21 protein-coding genes are annotated in these 18735 nt (G+C 53.0%); 10 read left to right on the top strand and 11 right to left on the bottom strand.

The window, feature by feature from the left end:
• The 3 genes from C0623_14305 to C0623_14315 all read right to left on the bottom strand — a co-directional run.
• A partial coding sequence (locus C0623_14305; GenBank protein PLX97842.1) for a hypothetical protein occupies window positions 1–297 on the bottom strand: 297 nt, incomplete at its 3' end.
• 177 nt (window positions 298–474) lie between these two features.
• Window positions 475–1074, bottom strand: a complete 600-nt coding sequence (locus tag C0623_14310; GenBank protein ID PLX97843.1) for a hypothetical protein — start codon at window positions 1072–1074, stop codon at window positions 475–477.
• A gap of 83 nt (window positions 1075–1157) precedes the next feature.
• A complete protein-coding gene (locus C0623_14315; protein ID PLX97844.1) occupies window positions 1158–2744 on the bottom strand; it encodes a hypothetical protein in 1587 nt (528 codons plus the stop codon).
• Window positions 2745–3208: 464 nt separating this feature from the next.
• Between C0623_14315 and C0623_14320 the strand changes: the two genes are divergently transcribed.
• From C0623_14320 to dksA, 4 genes are all read left to right on the top strand, one after another.
• The gene (locus C0623_14320; protein PLX97845.1) at window positions 3209–4564 is read left to right on the top strand and encodes a DNA repair protein RadA; all 1356 of its coding nucleotides are present in this window, start codon (window positions 3209–3211) and stop codon (window positions 4562–4564) included.
• Between the two features lie 14 nt (window positions 4565–4578).
• On the top strand, window positions 4579–5067 hold the full coding sequence (gene moaC / locus C0623_14325) for a cyclic pyranopterin monophosphate synthase MoaC (GenBank protein PLX97861.1): 489 nt from the start codon (window positions 4579–4581) through the stop codon (window positions 5065–5067).
• A gap of 21 nt (window positions 5068–5088) precedes the next feature.
• On the top strand, window positions 5089–5595 hold the full coding sequence (locus C0623_14330; protein PLX97846.1) for a hypothetical protein: 507 nt from the start codon (window positions 5089–5091) through the stop codon (window positions 5593–5595).
• Between the two features lie 80 nt (window positions 5596–5675).
• The gene (gene dksA, locus C0623_14335) at window positions 5676–6032 is read left to right on the top strand and encodes an RNA polymerase-binding protein DksA (protein PLX97847.1); all 357 of its coding nucleotides are present in this window, start codon (window positions 5676–5678) and stop codon (window positions 6030–6032) included.
• A 54-nt stretch (window positions 6033–6086) separates the two neighbouring features.
• Here dksA and C0623_14340 read toward each other — a convergent pair whose 3' ends face one another.
• The 4 genes from C0623_14340 to C0623_14355 are packed head-to-tail and all read right to left on the bottom strand — an operon-like array spanning window position 6087 to window position 11584.
• A complete protein-coding gene (locus C0623_14340) occupies window positions 6087–6677 on the bottom strand; it encodes a hypothetical protein (protein ID PLX97848.1) in 591 nt (196 codons plus the stop codon).
• A 29-nt stretch (window positions 6678–6706) separates the two neighbouring features.
• On the bottom strand, window positions 6707–7762 hold the full coding sequence (locus tag C0623_14345; GenBank protein ID PLX97849.1) for a two-component system response regulator: 1056 nt from the start codon (window positions 7760–7762) through the stop codon (window positions 6707–6709).
• Entirely contained in the window at window positions 7759–10308 is a 2550-nt protein-coding gene (locus C0623_14350) for a hypothetical protein (protein ID PLX97850.1), read from the bottom strand. The genes C0623_14345 and C0623_14350 overlap by 4 nt, the downstream gene beginning before the upstream one ends.
• Window positions 10309–10318: 10 nt before the next feature.
• Window positions 10319–11584, bottom strand: a complete 1266-nt coding sequence (locus C0623_14355) for a hypothetical protein (GenBank protein PLX97851.1) — start codon at window positions 11582–11584, stop codon at window positions 10319–10321.
• 279 nt (window positions 11585–11863) lie between these two features.
• Here C0623_14355 and C0623_14360 point away from each other — a divergent pair, with 279 nt between their 5' ends.
• Both C0623_14360 and C0623_14365 read left to right on the top strand, forming a co-directional pair.
• Window positions 11864–12235, top strand: coding sequence for a hypothetical protein (locus tag C0623_14360; protein PLX97852.1), 372 nt, complete (start codon window positions 11864–11866; stop codon window positions 12233–12235).
• Between the two features lie 194 nt (window positions 12236–12429).
• On the top strand, window positions 12430–12630 hold the full coding sequence (locus tag C0623_14365; protein ID PLX97853.1) for a hypothetical protein: 201 nt from the start codon (window positions 12430–12432) through the stop codon (window positions 12628–12630).
• A gap of 30 nt (window positions 12631–12660) precedes the next feature.
• Here C0623_14365 and C0623_14370 read toward each other — a convergent pair whose 3' ends face one another.
• The gene (locus C0623_14370; GenBank protein ID PLX97854.1) at window positions 12661–13014 is read right to left on the bottom strand and encodes a transcriptional regulator; all 354 of its coding nucleotides are present in this window, start codon (window positions 13012–13014) and stop codon (window positions 12661–12663) included.
• Window positions 13015–13139: 125 nt separating this feature from the next.
• On the opposite strand from C0623_14370, the gene C0623_14375 reads away from it, so the two are divergent.
• Window positions 13140–14138 (top strand): oxidoreductase, encoded by a 999-nt coding sequence (locus tag C0623_14375; GenBank protein ID PLX97855.1) that lies wholly within the window; start codon window positions 13140–13142, stop codon window positions 14136–14138.
• 136 nt (window positions 14139–14274) lie between these two features.
• Here C0623_14375 and C0623_14380 read toward each other — a convergent pair whose 3' ends face one another.
• The 3 genes from C0623_14380 to C0623_14390 form a co-directional block, all read right to left on the bottom strand.
• On the bottom strand, window positions 14275–14811 hold the full coding sequence (locus C0623_14380) for a hypothetical protein (protein PLX97856.1): 537 nt from the start codon (window positions 14809–14811) through the stop codon (window positions 14275–14277).
• The gene (locus C0623_14385; GenBank protein PLX97857.1) at window positions 14783–15760 is read right to left on the bottom strand and encodes an ATP-binding protein; all 978 of its coding nucleotides are present in this window, start codon (window positions 15758–15760) and stop codon (window positions 14783–14785) included. The genes C0623_14380 and C0623_14385 overlap by 29 nt, the downstream gene beginning before the upstream one ends.
• Window positions 15761–15868: 108 nt before the next feature.
• Entirely contained in the window at window positions 15869–17227 is a 1359-nt protein-coding gene (locus tag C0623_14390; GenBank protein PLX97858.1) for an MFS transporter, read from the bottom strand.
• A 173-nt stretch (window positions 17228–17400) separates the two neighbouring features.
• On the opposite strand from C0623_14390, the gene hypA reads away from it, so the two are divergent.
• The 3 genes from hypA to hypC form a co-directional block, all read left to right on the top strand.
• Entirely contained in the window at window positions 17401–17742 is a 342-nt protein-coding gene (gene hypA, locus C0623_14395) for a hydrogenase maturation nickel metallochaperone HypA (GenBank protein ID PLX97859.1), read from the top strand.
• Window positions 17743–18471 (top strand): hydrogenase accessory protein HypB, encoded by a 729-nt coding sequence (gene hypB / locus C0623_14400; protein ID PLX97860.1) that lies wholly within the window; start codon window positions 17743–17745, stop codon window positions 18469–18471.
• Between the two features lie 111 nt (window positions 18472–18582).
• Window positions 18583–18735 (top strand): HypC/HybG/HupF family hydrogenase formation chaperone (gene hypC / locus C0623_14405; GenBank protein PLX97862.1); only part of this gene is annotated, 153 nt, incomplete at its 3' end.

The following is an 18735-nucleotide window of genomic DNA, read 5'->3' on the forward strand; positions in this document are numbered from 1 at the left end:
CGGGCCATCGGTCGGATTGTCGACGTAGAGGACGAACCAGATTTCACTGCCGGAGTTGACGCTTGCGTTGTCGGCAAGAACGTTGCCGGAGAGATCGCGGGCCTGTTTGATAAGGGCCAGCGGGGTCGAGAATATGGTGATTTCGGACGGACCGGTCCCGTCGCCACCGATCAAGGTGCCGTTGTTGATGCCGCCGATACCTCCCAGCGCCCGGTTGGTTGCCGCCATAAGATCTGGCGGACCGACCACGAGCAGGAATGCCAGGAATACGGCTATCCAGAAAGCTCTTGTGCGCATTGAAGTGCCACGGGAAGCGCGATAGCGCTGTCCACGTGGACATCGTCCTTTCCGCTCCGGTCGATAGACCGGTGGTGTTGCCGTCTCTTTCAAGGCAGTGTTCCCCGGCTGCTCCCAATGAAGCAGCCGGGGCAAAATCACCTGGAGAAAGAAACGATCAGGTCAAAAGCTCTCTGTTTACTGCAGGACGACGGTAAACATCATCGCCCAGACGGTACCGACAGTCAGATCGACCTGGGTGTTGCCAGCGATGCGTCCGGCGCTGATGGTCGTTGTCGGTGCATCGTAACTGGCAAAATCATCACCAGTGGCATTGGTTTGGGCCGTACCGAGATTCCGAACGTCATCGTAGATTGCTTGTGCGGTGGCGCCAGTTCCCGTCAAGTTGTAAACCTTAATCGTTGAAGCCGGCGGTAACTGGTAAGCGAACAGAGCGTTAAGTTGATCGTTGATGTTAACGTCGCTGACCGCAAAGCCGGTATCGTTGTCGATGTAGATGACGAAGTCGATCGAAGTGCCGATCGGAAGAGTTGCTGGTGATGAGATAGCAGAGTTGTCGCTGGTTAGGAAGGCGGCCTTAACCAGTGACAGTCCTGAGACATCGACGCTACTGATGGAGACGATGTTCGAGGGTGTCTGGGCTGCGCCGGCAACATTCCAAGTCGCCTGGTTATCGGCCGCCAAGGCTGATGTTGGGCCGAAAATGATGGCCGCGGTGACGGTTGCCAGCAAAACGCTGCGCAACGTGCCAAAGATCGTTTCCAGGTGTTTCTTCATCGTTTTTCTCCTTTCGTGGTGCAGTTAACAGTTGGCTCCATACGCTGGAGCTGCATGGTTCAAGGCCCCCATGGTGGGGACCGTCAGTTGATGGTGACGGAAAAGAGGAGTGCCCAGACCGAATTGGCGTTTACGTTGACCTGACCGTTGCCGGCTGTGCCTTCGCCAGCCTCAATGGTGCTGATGTCATCGTAAAGCACGCCGTCGTTATTGATGCTCTTGTCGAGAGGCAGGTTGTCATCGACCGCCGAGAAGATCAGGCCTTCCTCAAAGGTCGTGCAAGTGTTGGCGGCGCATTCGCCGACAGTGTTGTCCATTTTCAGGCTGTTTTCGACATAGCTGAAGGTGGTGGTGTCGAGGACATCCAGAACGTTGATGTCGCTGATAAGGGCACCTTTGTTGTTAATGTACAGGAGGAATTTGATTTCACTTCCTGTCGGCAGGCTGGAACTGTTGATGATCGGGGTGCCGTCTGAGGAGAAGGCCCGTTTGTAGAGGAAGGAGCAGGTGTTCTTCTGGGCCGCCCATTCGAGAGAGCGCTTCATCAGTTGCAGACCGCTTGCCGTTACTTGCGTAAAGTCAGCGTTAGAGTTGCCCCATGGCAGTTCGACTCGACGGCCACGGGACGGCAGTGATGTGTTATATGCTGTCGCACCGACATCAAGGGTTAGAAGGTTCGGGTCGCCACCAGTTGCTGGTGTGACACCGAGGATTTCGGCTCCCGGAGCAATCGTTCCATTGATACGGTAATAGACATTTGAACTAACGAGAAATAATGGATATCTTTCAGCGAGCGTGAATGGTTGAGTTATATAAGGGGAGTTGTTCCAGATTTCGATTTGCGGGTTACTGGTCGTCGTGGCCGAGGAAGCAAGCCAGAGGTTGTCAATCAGGGTTGCTTCCTCGTTGAGAACACCGATACAGGAATTGCGCATGTAGTCAGAGTTGGATGAGTTTGCATTAACGTTGGCCGAAATATAGGCGGCATCTGACTGGCTGATAGCGGCATCATACTCTGGGTCGCTTGCGTTCTCGTACAGAGGTAAAACCGAGTATCCCCACGATTCGATATGGTTAACGCGCAGTTGCTCAAAGCTGGTATAAGAGCCGTTGTTCCTCGTGATGAACATGACTGTCCCGGCAGAACCGGGGGTGATGTCGTTGGCCGGTCGAAGAGCAATAAGCTGGCCGATCGTGTTGTTTTCGTTGCCGGTTGTCGATGAACGTGCTCCGGTCGTACCGGGTCCCGAGAATGCTTCACTGAAACCCTGGTTTCCCGTTGTTCCCGAGGCGTGCCAGAGTTCAATCATTGTGTTTGGGGGATTCACACTGCCACCATCGGTTACACCAACAAAAAAGACTAGCAGGGTATCGCTGACTGTCGTGGTAACTTCCGGGGCTGATGGCGTTCCGCCGGTATTGTACTGTCCACTGTTATCGTCAATTGGTGTGGTAGTATCGACCTGCCAGAAAGAGGCGATTGTGCCTGCGACATCTTTGCTTTGTCCGTAGTTGAAATTATAGCTTGTTGGTTCGGTCGCGGTTACGACTTTATAGAACAGATCCTGTGAAATGTTGTTCGAAAAATCCTGCCTGATGTGGACCCAACCAGATGGTGCCGCAACAGTCAGGCCGTTGTCGGGCGATAGTATGGTGACCACGGCAATCATGACATCGCCTTGCAATGTAAGAGGGCGCTGTATCGTAACGTTTGTTGGTTGTCCGCCAGGCGTGCTGAAGCTGGCATCGCGGAAAGCAGGGGAAAAGGCAAAGCTTGTTGAAGCGAAGCAAAGAAAAAGTGCCAGAATGGAAATCGTAAAGAAGGGTTTTGTGCGGGGAATTCTGTTGCGGCGCTGGATATTGGGCAAACCTGTGTTACGCAGCAATTGTCGGACAACCGCCGAAACAGAGAAGCGATCAGGTTTTTTCAAGCACTCCAATTCCGTCTAGTCCCCCCTGGTATTCGGGACATTACCTGGAACAATTAGTCGTAAGGCCTTATAAAATATCAGATTTTTGAGTTTTTATCGATAGTTTTGTGTAGAAATTTAATGCCGTAAAACCGGTTGAAGATTGACAGCTGATAGCGATCGGCATAGATTTATAAAGTTATTCTCATCAGGAGAGTTGATTCTTGAAACAAAAAACAATTTACACCTGCCAGCAGTGCGGCTACCAGAGCCCGAAGTGGATGGGCAAATGCCCCGACTGCAACCAGTGGAACAGTCTGGCCGAAGAGCAAGTGACGATCGCGAAAAAAGGGGCGCGGGTCGCCCCTCCGGCCGCGACAGTCAAGCCGCTTGGCGAAGTTTCGGCGAGCGACGAAGATCGTTGCCGCTGCGGCATCGGAGAACTTGATCGGGTCCTCGGCGGCGGTGTCGTTCCCGGTTCGCTCAGCCTGATCGGTGGTGACCCCGGTATCGGTAAATCGACTTTGCTGCTGCAGGCGGCCGGACTCTTCGCTACGAAAAAAACGGCCCTCTATGTGACAGCCGAGGAGTCGGATCGGCAGGTCAAGTTAAGAGCTGAACGGCTTTCGGTCAAGGCCGGCAACCTCTTTCTGCTACCGGAAACGTCGCTCGAGTCGATCCTGGAAAGGGTCCGCGAGGTTAAACCCGATTTTCTGGTGATCGATTCGATTCAGACCATTTTTACCGGTACTCTCGAATCGGCGCCCGGGAGCGTCAGCCAGGTCCGGGAGTGTGCCGGCCGCTTGATGCAGCTCGCCAAGGGGGAGGGTGTTACGACCTTCCTGGTCGGCCATGTGACCAAGGATGGTGCAATCGCCGGCCCCCGGATGCTGGAGCACATGGTTGACACGGTGCTCTATTTTGAAGGGGATGCCGGGCACCCTTACCGGATTTTGCGAGCGGTCAAGAACCGCTTCGGCTCGACCAACGAGATCGGGGTCTTTGCCATGCGCGAGCACGGCCTCCAGGAGGTTCCGAATCCGTCCGAGCTTTTTCTCGCCGAACGCCCCGAGGATGCGGCCGGCTCGGTGGTGGTGCCGTCGCTCGAAGGGAGTCGGCCGATTCTGGTCGAACTGCAAGCCCTGGTATCCGGGGCCTCGTTCGGCACGCCGCGGCGGACGACCATGGGCATCGATCACAACCGGGCTTCACTGCTGGTAGCGGTTCTCGAGAAAAAGGCCGGCATGTCATTGCTCTCTCAGGATATTTTTCTCAATGTTGCCGGTGGTGTCCGGCTCGATGAACCGGCGGTCGATCTCGGAATGGTCGCGGCCCTCGCTTCGAGCCATCTCAATAAAAAGGTGCCGGCGCGAACCGTAGTGTTTGGTGAAGTCGGCCTGGCCGGTGAAGTAAGGGCCGTTTCGCAGCCGGAACTCCGCATCAAGGAGGCATCGCGGCTCGGTTTTGATCGCTGTTATCTGCCGCAGGGTAACCTTAAAGGGATGAAGGCAGAGAAGGAAATTGAGTTGATAGGGGTCAGGAACGTATCGGATATGCTCGATTCACTTTTTTCGGGTTGAAAGGGTCGATGATTATGACTGAGAAAATGACGCATTTCGACGAGCAGGGTAATGCTATTATGGTCGATGTCGGCAGCAAGGCAGTGACCAGGAGGGAAGCGGTCGCTTCCGGGGTCGTGGCGATGCAGCCCGATACCCTGAGGCGGATTCTCGACGATGAAATAGAAAAGGGCGACACCCTTAATGTCGCGCGCCTGGCCGGAATCATGGCGGCCAAAAAAACGCCCGATCTGATCCCGCTCTGCCATCCGCTTAATATCAGTTCGGTCCGGATCGACTTTCATTCCGACACGACCGCCGGCGAGCTCGAAATCCGGGCGACCGTCGGAGTCTCCGGAGCAACCGGGGTTGAGATGGAAGCGTTGACAGTCGTTTCGGTTGTGGCCCTGACAATCTATGATATGTGTAAGGCTATTGATCGTTCAATGACTCTCGGCCGGATCCGCCTGCTCGAAAAGCGGGGTGGAAAAAGCGGCGAGTGGACTCGGCCTGAACAGAGCTAACCGACCGGAGGTTTCTCAAGCATGCAATCCTATACTATTCGCCGATCCTTTCTGGCACCGCTCGGGATCCTGCTGCTGTTGACCCTGTTGCTCTTTGCTGTTGTTCTGGCGCAGGGCCAGCCGACCGTCAAGGCAGTTATCCTTGCGATACTGCTTGTGCCGGTCAGTGCTCTTTTTGTTGAAAGTTTTTTTCGCCGGGTCGGTGTTGATAACGAGCAGGTTACGGTGTTCAAACCGTTTCGGCAAAAAAGCCTTCGGTTCGCTGAGATTACCTCGGTCGAGACAATACTGGTCAAGAAACGGGCTTTTATAACCCTGAGCAGTACGGAGAGCTTTCTGATCCTCTCAAATGCTTACGCCGAGTTCCCCGAAATGGTTCGAAACCTTCTCGAAAAGGTTCCGTCCGAATCGGTGACCGAGGAGACCGCCCGGATGGCTGAAGCGCCCCCGGTTAAAAGCTCTGATATCGTTTCCTGCTGGTTTGCCGTGGTTTTGATGGCGATCATTCTGGTTCTGCAGTTTGTTTGACACGTGAAAATCAGCCGGTATTTTTATTGACAAAAACACTGTTTTCATTTAGTTTGAGCGAATTCTGACAGGAGCATCGGATGAACAAGAAAGAACTGAAAGAGTTCAAACAACTTCTGGAAAAGCAGTTGGATGAGTTGCTGGAAGATGCCGGCAAGACGGCATCCGAAATGGCCGACGAGAAGGCCAACTTCCCCGACCCGACCGATCGTGCTTCACTCGAATCGGACCGTAATTTCGAGTTGCGTATCCGTGATCGCGAACGGAAGCTGATTGGCAAGATTCGCGAAGCGCTGGAGCGGATCGAGGACGGGGAGTTCGGTTTTTGCGAATCGTGTGAAGAAGAGATCGGGATTGCCCGGCTCAAGGCACGGCCGGTCACGACCATGTGTATCGACTGCAAGACCGAGCAGGAGCGTCAGGAAAAAATCGGGTAGTCCGATTGACGATAGATCCATCGATAAGGCCGCCGGGTTCCCGGTGGCCTTTTTTTAACCATTGTCGGGACTCTCCTGTTGCGTTTGGCCGAACCGGACAAGCGTCAGAAGGATCTGTCTGGCAGAGAACATGGCGGCAATTCCGAGCAAGGTCGCCAGGCCGAGCGGAATCGTGATCAAAGGCAAAAACTTCTTCCAGAGCACATTGTCCACAGGATCCTCCCCTTTGGCTCTTTTTATGACCTCTTCGAGGGTCGGGACAGGGTCATCCTTGCCGTAAAAATAAAACGAGCTGACACCATGGAATCTGAGCAGGATGTAGGATGCATCGGCGATCAGAAGCCCTTGCCAATGCATCTTTGCAGGGAGGTTCTTCTTGAAGTTTTCCTGCATGCTTTTCAGCAAGCGCATATCACATTCGTGGCGATAAATGACATCACCTCCGGCAGAATAGCCGAAATCGTGTTCAATCTGTGCGCCTGGCGGATACCAGTCAACTTTTCTGCCGTTGACCCGGAAGGCGAATACTTTTCCTGCATACTGGCGTAGGTATGCGGGGAGCCAGGTCGGGCCGACACCATTGTTGATCTCTGCCAGTTCGGCCGGCGACAGGTCTTCGAAGCGCGGTTTTTTATTCATTGCCATTGGCCTCTCCTTATCGATCGTCAAAAAAATCAAGCATAATGATGGCAGACGTTATAGATATCTTCCTTCACCGCGAGGAAGGTATCGACCAGGTCCGGATCAAAATGTCCGCCTTTGTATTTGGTGATTTCGGCCGTTGCCTCGTCCATGCTCCAGGGTTTCTTGTACGGTCGCTTTGAGGTCAGGGCGTCAAAGACGTCGGCAAGAGAGCAGATCCGTCCCATCAACGGAATCTCTTCGCCGGCGATACCACGCGGGTAGCCGGTGCCGTCCCACTTCTCATGATGCGTCAGGGCGATTTCCTTGGCCGCGTTCATGATTTCCGAGGAATGGCCGTCGAGGAGCCGATAACCGATTTCCGGGTGGTTTTTCATCGTTGCCCATTCATTCCGGTCCAGTTTGTCCGGTTTCATCAGGATCCGGTCCGGGATGCCGATTTTACCGACATCATGCATCGGACTGGCATTGAGAATCAGTTCGCCTTCATTCTCTGACATACCGTGGGCGACTCCGAGAATCTGACAGATTCTACTCATCCTGATGATATGGTTGGCCGTCTCACGGTCCTTGAATTCGGCAGCAAGGCCGAGCCGACGGATAATTTCAAGACGGGTTTCATGCAACTCCCGGGTTTTTGCCTCGACTTCCTGATCGAGCAGGATGTTGTGGTTTTTGATCTGGCGATGGGCCAGGTTGACTTCAAGAAGATTGCGGATCCGGCAGAGGACCTCTTCATTATCGAATGGTTTGGAGACGAAATCGCGGGCACCTTGCCGGAGCGCATGAAGACGGGTCTCGCGATCATGGTAAGCGGTCAGGACCAGGACCGGCAGGTAATCGCTCTCAAAAACCGCCTTGATCTGTTCCATCACTTCGAAACCGCTCAGGTGTGGCATGTTGATATCGAGCAGAAGCAGGTCAGGTTGGAAACTGACAAAGAGGTCGATAACATCACGCGGGTCAGACGTACTGAGAACCGAGCGGTAGCCCGCCTTGTCGAGGATATCTTCAAGCAAAAGGATATTCTCCTGTTTGTCGTCAACGATCAGGATACGGCCATTTATTATCTCTCGTTCTGAAATCATGGAATAGATTCCTTTCCGGATCCTTGACTGCTCCTTTTGTGCAAAACAGAGTCAATAGTGTCGAGAAGTTCACCGATGCCGAGTGGTTTGGTCAGGTAGGCGATAAAGCCGGCCTGGTTGCCGATGCTCAGATCCGCCTCGGTTGCATTGGCCGAGACGGCAATCACCGGTATTGCCTCGCTGGTCTTATTTTTTCGGAGTTCCTTGAGCACGTCATGGCCACTGAGGTCGGGTAGAAGTATGTCCGTGAGAATGATGTCGGGCACCATTTCTAAGGCTTTTTCAATCCCTTCCCGGCCCGAATCAACACAGACCAGGTTGAGATCTTCGCGGCGCTTGAAGATATGCTGGACATAAACCTGGTTCGCCTTGTTATCCTCGATGTAAAGGATTTTTGCCGGGTCGGTTTCGGCAATCTTTGTTGCGTTGTCCGGACGTTCGGGCTTATCTGTTTCCACCGCCTGCGCTAAGGGTTTCGGGTCCGGGAAAATCTCGTCGAACTCGATTATGAAGGTTGATCCCTGACCGACGATGCTTTCAACACTGACTCGGCCGTTCATGATTTCAATCAGCTTGCGGGTAATGGCGAGGCCAATACCGACCCCGTCAACTTCATCCCGCTTGGTGTCAAGGCGGGTAAACGGTTCAAAAATCCGCTCCAGATCCTCCTGGGCAATCCCCGGCCCGCTGTCTTTAACCGAGAAACGGATTTTCTCCTCTTTTTTCTCGAGTGCCACCACCACCAGACTCCCCTCGGGGCTGTACTTTATGGCGTTGGAAATCAGGTTGATGATGATCTGGCGCAGACGAAGCGAATCAGCCATGACCCAGTAATGTTCATTCTCGTCGGTTGCGTTGTGCACCTGGATCTTTCTTTTTTTTGCCATGGTACTGGTGACGACAAGAGCCCGATCAAGATCGTCCTTGAACGAAATCGGTTCCTGGTTGACGGTCATACGACCGGTTTCGATCATCGAGATGTTGAGGATATCGTCGATCAAGGCGTTGAGGTGCTTGCCCGAGTCATGGATGATATTGACATTGCGCTGCTGGATCTCGGTCAGCGGGGTCTCGGTGTCAGTCAGGAGCAGCTCGGCAAAACCGAGAATACCATTCAGCGGTGTCCGCAATTCATGGCTCATGTGCGAAAGAAACTGGGTCTTGGCCTGGTTGGCGAGATCAGCTTCCTTTTTTGCCAGTTCGAGTTCTTCGGTCCGTTTGGCGACTTCCTCTTCCAGATTGTCCTTGGCCATCAGCAGTGCATCGTGAGCGAGCTGTTTGGCTCTGTCCCGCTCCTGGCGCAGAACATAGAGACGATCGGCAAGGGCAAGCGAGAGGAACGTGGCATCAAAGAGGAAACCGATAGAAACCGCATTGATCAGCAGAAAATGATAAGGCAGAACGTTCAGCAAGGTGAAACTGGTGATATATGAACCGATGATCGAAGATGTCCAGGCGAGAAGGTAGAAACGGGCAGCCTTGTTCCCTTGCCGCCAGGCGAGAAAACCAGTGATAAAGAGAAGCGGTGAATAAAACTGGACGGCCAGTATCGTTACTTTGGCCAGGGGGATAACATCGTCGACCAGAAAGGTGGTGACAATAACCAGCAGGTGCAACACGAACAGCATGTAAAGCACCTTGTCAATCCGTGGCAGTGACTGCCGGGTATTGAGGAAGTTCCGAGTGAACAGAACCCCGAACAGCTGAATGGCACTGATGCAGACCACCTGCATCCGTTCGGCAAGATAGGTAGAATTCGGCCAGAGATACTGGTATGAGAGTCCATGCGAGGTCGAAACCATCAGGGCAATACTACTGATGAAAAATATAAAATAGAGATAATTCCTGTCCTTCATCCGAAGGTAGATATAGAAGGTGTAAAGCGCCATGACCGCCAGGATTCCGTAGAACAGGCCGAAGGCAAATGCCATGTTGTCCGAATGTGTATAGAATGTTTCAGACTGCCACAGGGTGAACGGAGTCATCAGGGCAGCCCGGCTCTCGACCCTGATGAAAAGGGTTGTGGCCTGTTCCGGCTCGAAGGTCAGTTTGAAAAGAAAAGAATGATGTTCGATTTCGCGATCGTAAAACGGTTTTTTGTCGCCGGCTTCCTTAATGATGTGTTGCCCCGGGTGCTCCGGGTCTGCCAGGAAAACCTTGATGGAATCGATATAAGGAAGAACCTCTTCAAGGATCAGGTCCCTTTTTTCAGGGTAAGGATTGATAATCTCGGTGCGGAACCAGTAAGCGGATTCAGTGAAACCGAAACTCGGGAAATCCTTGTCGTGCGGGATGAAATTTGCAGCGTGGGCAGGTGAGGTGATCTCCTCAATGGTTAATGACTTGTCCGGATCCTCAAGGAACTCCATCTGCTTTCCAAGGATGTAATTATCGGTCTGGTCGTTCAGGATTATACGTGCGGTCTTTTCCGTGGCCAGAACAGGACCGAAACTCAACAACACCGGCATTATTGCCAGCAGGAGGATTGCAGCGGCCCGGCACGTTTTCCCGGAGAACAGGGTAAAGGGTTTTCCTGAATGAAACATCGATTTCTCCTCAGAGGAATGTCATCGCCGTTTTTCGCAACAGGTTCGGCAGTAAATAGAGCTTTATAGTATTGTAATTCATCCCGAATTTGAGTCTTTTATAGATCGAGTTGGCGGTATAGAACCTTTTTGTAGCCTGAATCAAATGTGTCTCAAGCTCTTCCGGAGTAAAGTTCTTCGGTTGAAAAACGACCCGGTCCGAATCGTACAGATCCCAGTTCCTTGTGAGAATTCGCCCCTCCTTCGCAAGATCGTCATAGCATTTGGTCCCGGGGTAAGGAGTCAGAACAGAAAAAGCGGCGAGCTCCATCCGGGACTGAATGCAGAATTCAATAGTCTGGTCAATTGTCTCTGGAGTGTCTTCGTCAAAACCGAAAATAAAGGAGCCGACAACTCCGAGGCCCTTGTCGTGAATCCGGGCGATTTGTTGGCGAAAATATTCGGCATCGACCCTTTTGCCGACATCTCTACTGTTGCCGGAATGGATGCTTTCAAAGCCGATCAGGAAACCGGCACAGCCGCTCTGCCTGAACTTTTCCAACACCTCGTCGGTTAAAACCTGCAACCTGACCTGGGCCAGCCAGCTTATATCTTTACGACTGAGAGCGTCCAGGATCCGGTCGTAAAATGCATTGGCCTGCGGGCTGGCTCCGTAGAAATTGTAGTCAAGAAAATTGACGTAACGGGTTTTAAGGTTATCGATATCACGGAGGACCGGATCAAGGTGGCGTTGTAAATAAAACTTTCCAAAGACGTTTTGTGACGAGCAGAAGCTACAACGGAGCTCGCAACCGCGGGAAGCGAGAATCGATGTTTGCCAGCGTGTGCGGACGGTTCCGGTAACCTTTGCCGGGATTGTTTCGGGGATTTTGTTGTGATAGTACGGTTGCAACCGGTTATTTTCGGCATCTTTGATGATTCGGTCAATCATTGTTTCGGCGTTGCCGATGGCGACAGCATCGCAGTGCTGTTTTGCTTCTTCCGGCAGGGCGCTGGCGTGGGAGCCGCCGAGGATAACCTTTTTGCCGCGGCTACGGAAGCGGTCAGCGACAGCATAAGCCCGTTTCGCATTCACCGTGATAGTCGAGATACAGATCAGGTCTGCCGGGGTGTCGTAGTCAATCTTTTGCTTTGCCTCATCAATAATGCTGACCGTATGTTCCTCAGGAATCAGCGAAGCAATGTAGGCCGGAGTCAGGTTGGCGACCGGAAAAATGCGGTGCATGAATCGGTTTATATTGAGGTACTGAAACGGATTGATAAATAGAATATTCAAAGATGAATACCCCCCGGTAAAAAAAAGCGAAGTTATTCAGTTATTTATAAATTTTTTGTGGGGGTATTGCCTGGGGTGCCTTCCGGATCGGGCGGTCAGCAATTCCCTCCTCGCAAAACATTACATAAGATAATTATATTAATTAATAGGATATGGAGGCGGAGCTGTCAACTAAAAGTCAATAATAATCAATAATTAGTGCCTTTTGATGATACGTCGCATTTGTCTTTAACGGCCCGCTCTGCTAAAATACTGCAACCCGCAACCGGAGGATGTACCATGGCAAAATTGCTCGTCGTTTTCAAAGATAAGGTCCAGCAGGAAGTCAAGTTGGCCAAGGAGACGGTACGGATAGGTCGGGATTCCGATAATGAAATCCAGATCGACAACCCCGGTGTTTCCCGTTTTCATGCCGAGGTTTACCGGCAGGGTTATCCGTTTTACGTCGAGGATATGAAAAGTACCAATGGTACCTTTGTGAATGGTAGCTTTGTCAGCTGGAAAGCGGCCCTGAACGATGGCGACCGGATCCGCATCGGCAAGCACGATCTGATATTCCAGCTTGAAGCGAGCGATTACCGCGAAGCGGGAACAAAGAAGGTCGACTTTGGCGAAACGGTCTGTATCCGACCGCAAGAGAAAAAACGGTAGCAGGTTTTGTCTCAGAAAACTTAAAGGCCGGTACGGATCTTCGTACCGGCCTTTAAGTTTTACGGCTGCCTGTATTGAAAAGATCTGGACACAATATCGGCCTTTGGCGAAAACCGGTTTCAACTTGAAACCATTTGCTTGCCAGGGTATGGCGAGGTGGTAAAATTTTAAAAAAGATGAAAGGAGATCCGGCAATGATGGTCAGGGTAATGTATCATGACGGCATGACCGAGATGGTCCGGGCGCCGGTGTTGCAGCACTTAATCGAAACCGGGAGAATTCACAAGTTCAGAAGGTCTGGCGGTTGGGTCATACTCGGGGTCGATCCGGTGCGCATCGGCATGCAAGGGCGGTTCCGTGGTGCGGATCGGCGCAGGCCTGAAGTGGTCCACTGAGAGACGATTCGATTCGGAGAAAAAGGCGGATTATTTTCGCTCTTCGTGAAATCGGCGTCCCCATGCACACATTTTTTCAAGCGTTGGTTTGAGGGTGCGGCCGGTTTCGGTCAGCGAGTATTCGACCCGGGGTGGAACTTCGGCAAAGACCTGGCGATGGACGAGGCCGTCCCGTTCGAGTTCGCGGAGCTGCTGGGTCAACATTTTCTGGGTAATCCCGGGCAGTCGCCGCTTCAGTTGGCTGAATCGGAGTGTTTTATGTGAAAGGTGCCAGAGGATGACTCCCTTCCATTTGCCGCCGATCAGCTCCAGGGTCACGGCGACCCCGCAGTTGTAATCAGGGTTCTCCGCCGCGATAACCTCTTCACAACGATCACTCTTCATGTCTTTAGTATCCTTTTGGTAACTACAGTACAAAAAAGTATGTACTTGACGTATTTGCATATACTGTCACAATAGACCCCGAAGAAGCAAATCGAAAATGATTTTAGATTCCAAAGGAGGTTTAAATGTCCGAACATTACAGGGCTATGTTGGTCGAGCAGGTTGATAAAAAAAATTTTACAAGAAAAATTACCGAACGATCGCTCGATGAGCTTCCGGCTGGCGAGCTGCTGATTCGGGTCCGTTACTCATCGCTTAATTTCAAGGATGCGCTGTCGTCGATCGGAAACCCCGGCGTTTCTCGCAACTTCCCGCACACACCGGGGATCGATGCGGCTGGTGAGGTCGTCGAGTGTACTGATGGTGCGTTCAAGCCGGGTGATGACGTCCTGGTGACCGGGTTTGATCTCGGAATGAACACCGCTGGTGGATTCGGTCAGTACATCCGTATACCGAGTAAATGGGCGGTGGCCCTGCCGGAAGGCCTGACACAGAAAGAAGCGATGGTCTACGGAACCGCCGGTTTTACCGCCGGGCTGTCGCTGCAGGCTTTGGTCAATGCCGGGGTTACCCCGGACGATGGTGAAGTCCTGGTGACCGGCGCCACCGGCGGCGTCGGCTCGGTTGCCATCGCCCTTTTGGCCAAGGCCGGCTATACCGCCGTCGCCGCAACCGGCAAGGCGTATCAGGCAGATTTTCTGAAGTCGCTTGGTGCGGCTGATGTGGTCGGTCGCGACGCCGTTCTTGAAGGGGCCGAGCGGCCGATGATGAAAGAACGTTGGGCCGGGGTTATTGATTGTGTCGGTGGTGACTACCTGGCGGCGGCGCTCAAGTCGACAAAGTACGGCGGTACGGTCACCTGTTGCGGTCTGACCGCCTCACCTGATCTCAATATTAATGTCTTTCCGTTTATCCTGCGCGGCGTCTCACTACTCGGTATCGACTCGGTTGAGTGTCCGATGGAGCCGCGTCTAAGGCTCTGGAAGAAGCTGGCGAGTGAGTGGAAGCTTGACAGTCTGACTGATCTGACCGAAGAGTGTGGACTTGATGATCTTGACGGGAAGATCGACCTGATGCTTAAAGGTGGGCTCAAAGGGCGGACGCTGGTGAATCTGGATATGTAAAGAAGTCGGAAAATAGATGAATCGAAGGGGCCTGAGGAATCAGGCCCCTTTTGTTTGGTTCGGTTGCAAGGGGACACTTCCCTGAACTTCGGGGCGTGTCTCGATTCGACATAGCCGGAGCCCCTTTACCTTGCAGCTAACCGATCTTCTCCTGATACCGCGCAAGGAAGCTTTCGGTAACGCCATCAATATCCTCGGCGCCGACCGTCCGGGCAAACTCCTTGACAAAGCCGCGCAGGTAAACCGGTGCCGGCAGACGATCAAACCGTTCCTGTTCAATACACTCGAGATGAAAGCTGCCGACCTTGGTGCGATCAGCAACATCGCGCAGTGTCATGCCGCGAACTTCACGGAGCTGCTTCAGATAAAAACCGGGTGCCTCGCCCGGGTCAGCCGACACATCAACCGGCTCGAGTTTGCAGATGATCGGTTCGGCATCCGGCGTGACCGGCTCCTCCCGCTTGATCAATTTCTCCGAAAGGATACGCTCATAGGCCTCCTGCAAGGTGTCGAGTTTCTCCTGTCGGTCGGCATATTCGAGCAGCGAATAGGTCGCCAGAGAATCCTCGCCATACAGGGCCCTGAGATTGTTGTAAGCCTGCTCGACTTCGCGCAGGCTGGCATCCGGCATCAGCCCGAGCGCTTCATAACTCTGCGTAAGTTCCTCTTCCATTTCTGAACTCCGTCGACGGACACATCGTCCTGACCAGTCTTTCAATATCGTCGGCAAAAGGTGAATTCGGGAACATATCAAGGGTCGGTCGCCGGGCTTTTAGAGACGACAAAACCCGCTCGTCGGCCCGGACATTGCCGGAGACCTTCATGTCGATAGCAAAAAAATCCCGGCAGGCCAGAGCAATTTTGTTGCCGAGGTCGAGATCCTCGCCCCGCTGGACCTGATTGACGACCAGCCGCGGTGCCAGAACGGACATACTCTCGGCAATCGATTTGCCAATATCGGGGTTGATCGACTGGATATCACGAACCAGGTCGCGCGGCGAACGGATGCCTCGCTCGATTTTTTCAGCCAGAACCTCATCGACCAGTTTCTCTGCATTGAGCGACTTGACGACCCTTTTCAGCTTGCGATAATAGACTGCCTTTAGGAAATGATAGGCATTTTCAACCGAAGTCGGAGTCGGCATGATAACCATCATGCCGTCATGTGCGGCCAGGAAGAAATCGAGCACATTGAAGGCGCTGCCGGCCCCGAGATCGATAAAAATATGATCGGCATTCAGGGAAAAGATCTGGCGGATGACCTTCATCTTCTGGACATGGGCCGGATTCGCCATATCGAGCAATGCTTTGGCACCGCTGATCAACCAGAGGTTCTCGAATTTTGTCGGCAGAAGGATATCCTGAAGACCGGAAACATTTTTACGGAAGAGGTCGGTAAGGGTTCGCTCGGGGTTGTTCATGCCGACAAAGGTATGCAGGTTGGCACCACCGAGATCGGCGTCAACAAGAATGCAGCGTTCGCCGCGGCGAGCCAGTGAGATGGCAATGCTGGTCGTTATGACCGATTTTCCGACCCCGCCCTTGCCGCCTCCGACCGCCCAGATCCGGGGTTTCTGGCCATGATGTTCGGATTCTGTCTGGCTCATTCTGAACAACCCCATGCCTGATTTAAATATAAACCGCGGCTTTCATGCTTTGCGACTTATCGTAAGTGAAGAGTCCGGAGCAATACCACCTTTGTCCGGCAAAACAGCTGAAATGTCAAGAATTTACTGATTTTTGCCCAACCCGAAACTGAGCATGAACACAAGACCTGCCGCCGCGACCGTCAGGGCAGAGAGTACGAACAGATAACTGAATACAGTTTCCGGAGAACGAACCAGAACCGGAATCCGGCCATCGAACAGATCGATAAATCGGCCGACAAATGAGGTCCCGAAGGCGCCCGAAGTAAAAAAGACAAGATTATACAAACCCATTCCGACGCCAGCCTGTTCGGCCGGCAGGGTTGTCGAAACCGTTTTGGCTAAAGCCGACTGGATCAGGGTGAAACCGATATAACAGATCACCAGCACAAGCGTCACCGACAGAGTGCCGACCCCGAGCAGTTTAGCCATCAACAGGTACCCGCTGCAGAGAAATAACAGTCCGAGATAAACCAATGGTACGCTGCCGAATCGGTCAGCCATCCTTCCTCCGACAAAACCGAAAAGAGCGGCACTCAGGGCGCCGGGGAAAATCACCAGGCCGATCTTCATGGTCGGTTGTGCATGGACTATTCGGAGGAGAAGCGGGATCGATAAAAAATAGCCAAAAACAGTTCCAACCGACAGAAAGGTACAGATCAGACCGCGCCGAAAAAGCTTGATCCGGAGAAGATCGGGGCTGACAAAGGGATCCTCGGCTCGCAGGATATGCCGGATAAAGACCCCGATCAGAACAACAGCGACCGGAAGCAGCGCCCAGATAAGCTGGGTCACAAAGATGAGTAGCGCGGCGACTCCAAAGACAAGGAGAACCGCGCCGGGGAGGTCGAATATTTTTTCGCGCTTCTCGTCCGTCGGCAAAAGGTGCAGGGCGACATAAATCGCCAGCAGGGTGACAAATGAGATCGGAAAGAGATAACGCCAGTGCCAGTTGCCGGCGATAAAACCGCCCGCCACCGGGCCGACCCCGGCGGCAAAGGCTACGGTTGACGCTACCGCCCCGAGCACACGACCACGGGCCGTGACCGGAAAATACCGGGTCGCGACGAGCATCGCCATTGCCGGAATCGCGCCTCCACCACTGGCCTGAAGGATGCGGCCGGCCAACAGGACCGGAAAGCTGTGTGAAATAAATCCGAGAAAAGCCCCGATATTGAACAGAGAGAGGCCAATAACCATCAGGCGACGGACCGAATAGATATCTGCCAGCTTGCCGTAGGTCACCGAAGCCAGGGCAAAAACGACGATGTAGCCGGTCATCACCCAGCTGACTTCGGCCGCCGAGAGTCCGAAATCTCGCGCGATATCGGGGATCGCAACATTGAACATGGTCCCGTTGAGGACCGAAAAGAAGATAATACTGCAGAGGAACGAGATCACACGGGCCTGGAACCTTCTGTCTTCTGTGAAATTGATCGACATTTCATACCCGGGAGGAAAAGGATCGGCCTTAATACCGAACGCTACGATAATAGCCGATCAAAGGTAAGCCGACAATCTTTTAAACCTTGCAAATCCTTGCATTTCAACTACATTTCCCTATATATTTGAGTGACGGTTTCAACGAACGATTTCCTGAAGAGATGAGGCGAACATTGCACGAACTCGGCATCACCCGGAGCATCGTAGAAATTGCCGAGCAAACGGCGCGTGAGCAGCATGCTGAAAAAGTTTTGAGTGTCACCGTCGAAATCGGTGAATTATCCGGGGTCATCCCCGATGCCGTCGAGTTCTGTTTTGAAGCATGCGTTCAGGAGTCGATGCTGGCCGGAAGCCGCCTGATCATCAATTTCGTCAAAGGGCTGGGCCGCTGCGAAGAGTGTGGCAGCGAATTCGGTATGGACAACATGACTTTCAACTGTCCGGAATGTGAAAGTTATGCCGTACAACGGATCCGCGGCGAAGAACTGCGTGTCAAGGAAGTGGAGATCGAATAGATGTGTATTGACTGCGGCTGTGCCGAAAAACAGACCCACAACCATGATCATGAACACGACTCGAGTCGAACGGTCAGCGTCGGTGAAAGCCTGCTTGCCAAAAACGACCGCTTGGCCGCCAAGAATCGGGAGCTGTTCAAACGCTCCGGACTGCTTGCCCTCAACCTGGTCAGTTCCCCCGGTTCGGGCAAAACCACCCTGCTTGAGAAAACCCTCTCCGAGCGCAAGGAGAAGTTCGTTTTCGCCGTCCTTGAAGGTGACCAGCAGACCAGCAACGACGCCGATCGCATCGCAGCTACCGGAGTACCGGTACACCAGATCAATACCGGGGCCGGCTGTCATCTCGACGCCCACATGGTCGGCCACGGAGTCGAGCATTTCGACCTTGATGCAACCGATATCCTGCTGATTGAAAACGTTGGCAACCTGGTCTGTCCCGCCGCCTTCGATCTCGGCGAAGAGTTCAAGGTCGCCGTACTCTCAACCACCGAAGGGGAAGACAAACCGGCCAAGTATCCGCAAATGTTCCGGGCCGCAGAGGTTATGGTCATCAACAAGATCGATCTGCTGCCGCACCTCGATTTCGATATTGAGAAATGCCGTGATTATGCTCTCAAGGTCAATCCTGAGCTGACCATTTTTGAGCTTTCCTGCCGCAGCGGTGAAGGACTTGATCAATGGTATGCGTGGCTGGAAGAACAGGCCCGAAACAAAACAGGATCGATTTAACGGAGAAGCGCAGAGACCGGAGAGAAGTTTAGAGTTAAGTCCCTCTCTCCGTTTCTTCCCAGCTCTCCGTCTCAGCGTCAAGATCGCATTCGAATTATTTGGAGATATACAATGTGCCTAGGCATACCGATGCAAGTTATGAAGATCGAGGACGAGATGGCCATCTGCGAGATCGACGGTGTCACCCGGGAAGCGAGCCTGATGATGATCGACGACGTCGAGGTCGGTGATTACGTGCTGATTCATGCCGGCTTTGCGATCGAG

The sequence above is a fragment of the Desulfuromonas sp. genome (assembly GCA_002869615.1).
In the GTDB taxonomy this organism is placed as follows: domain Bacteria; phylum Desulfobacterota; class Desulfuromonadia; order Desulfuromonadales; family UBA2294; genus BM707.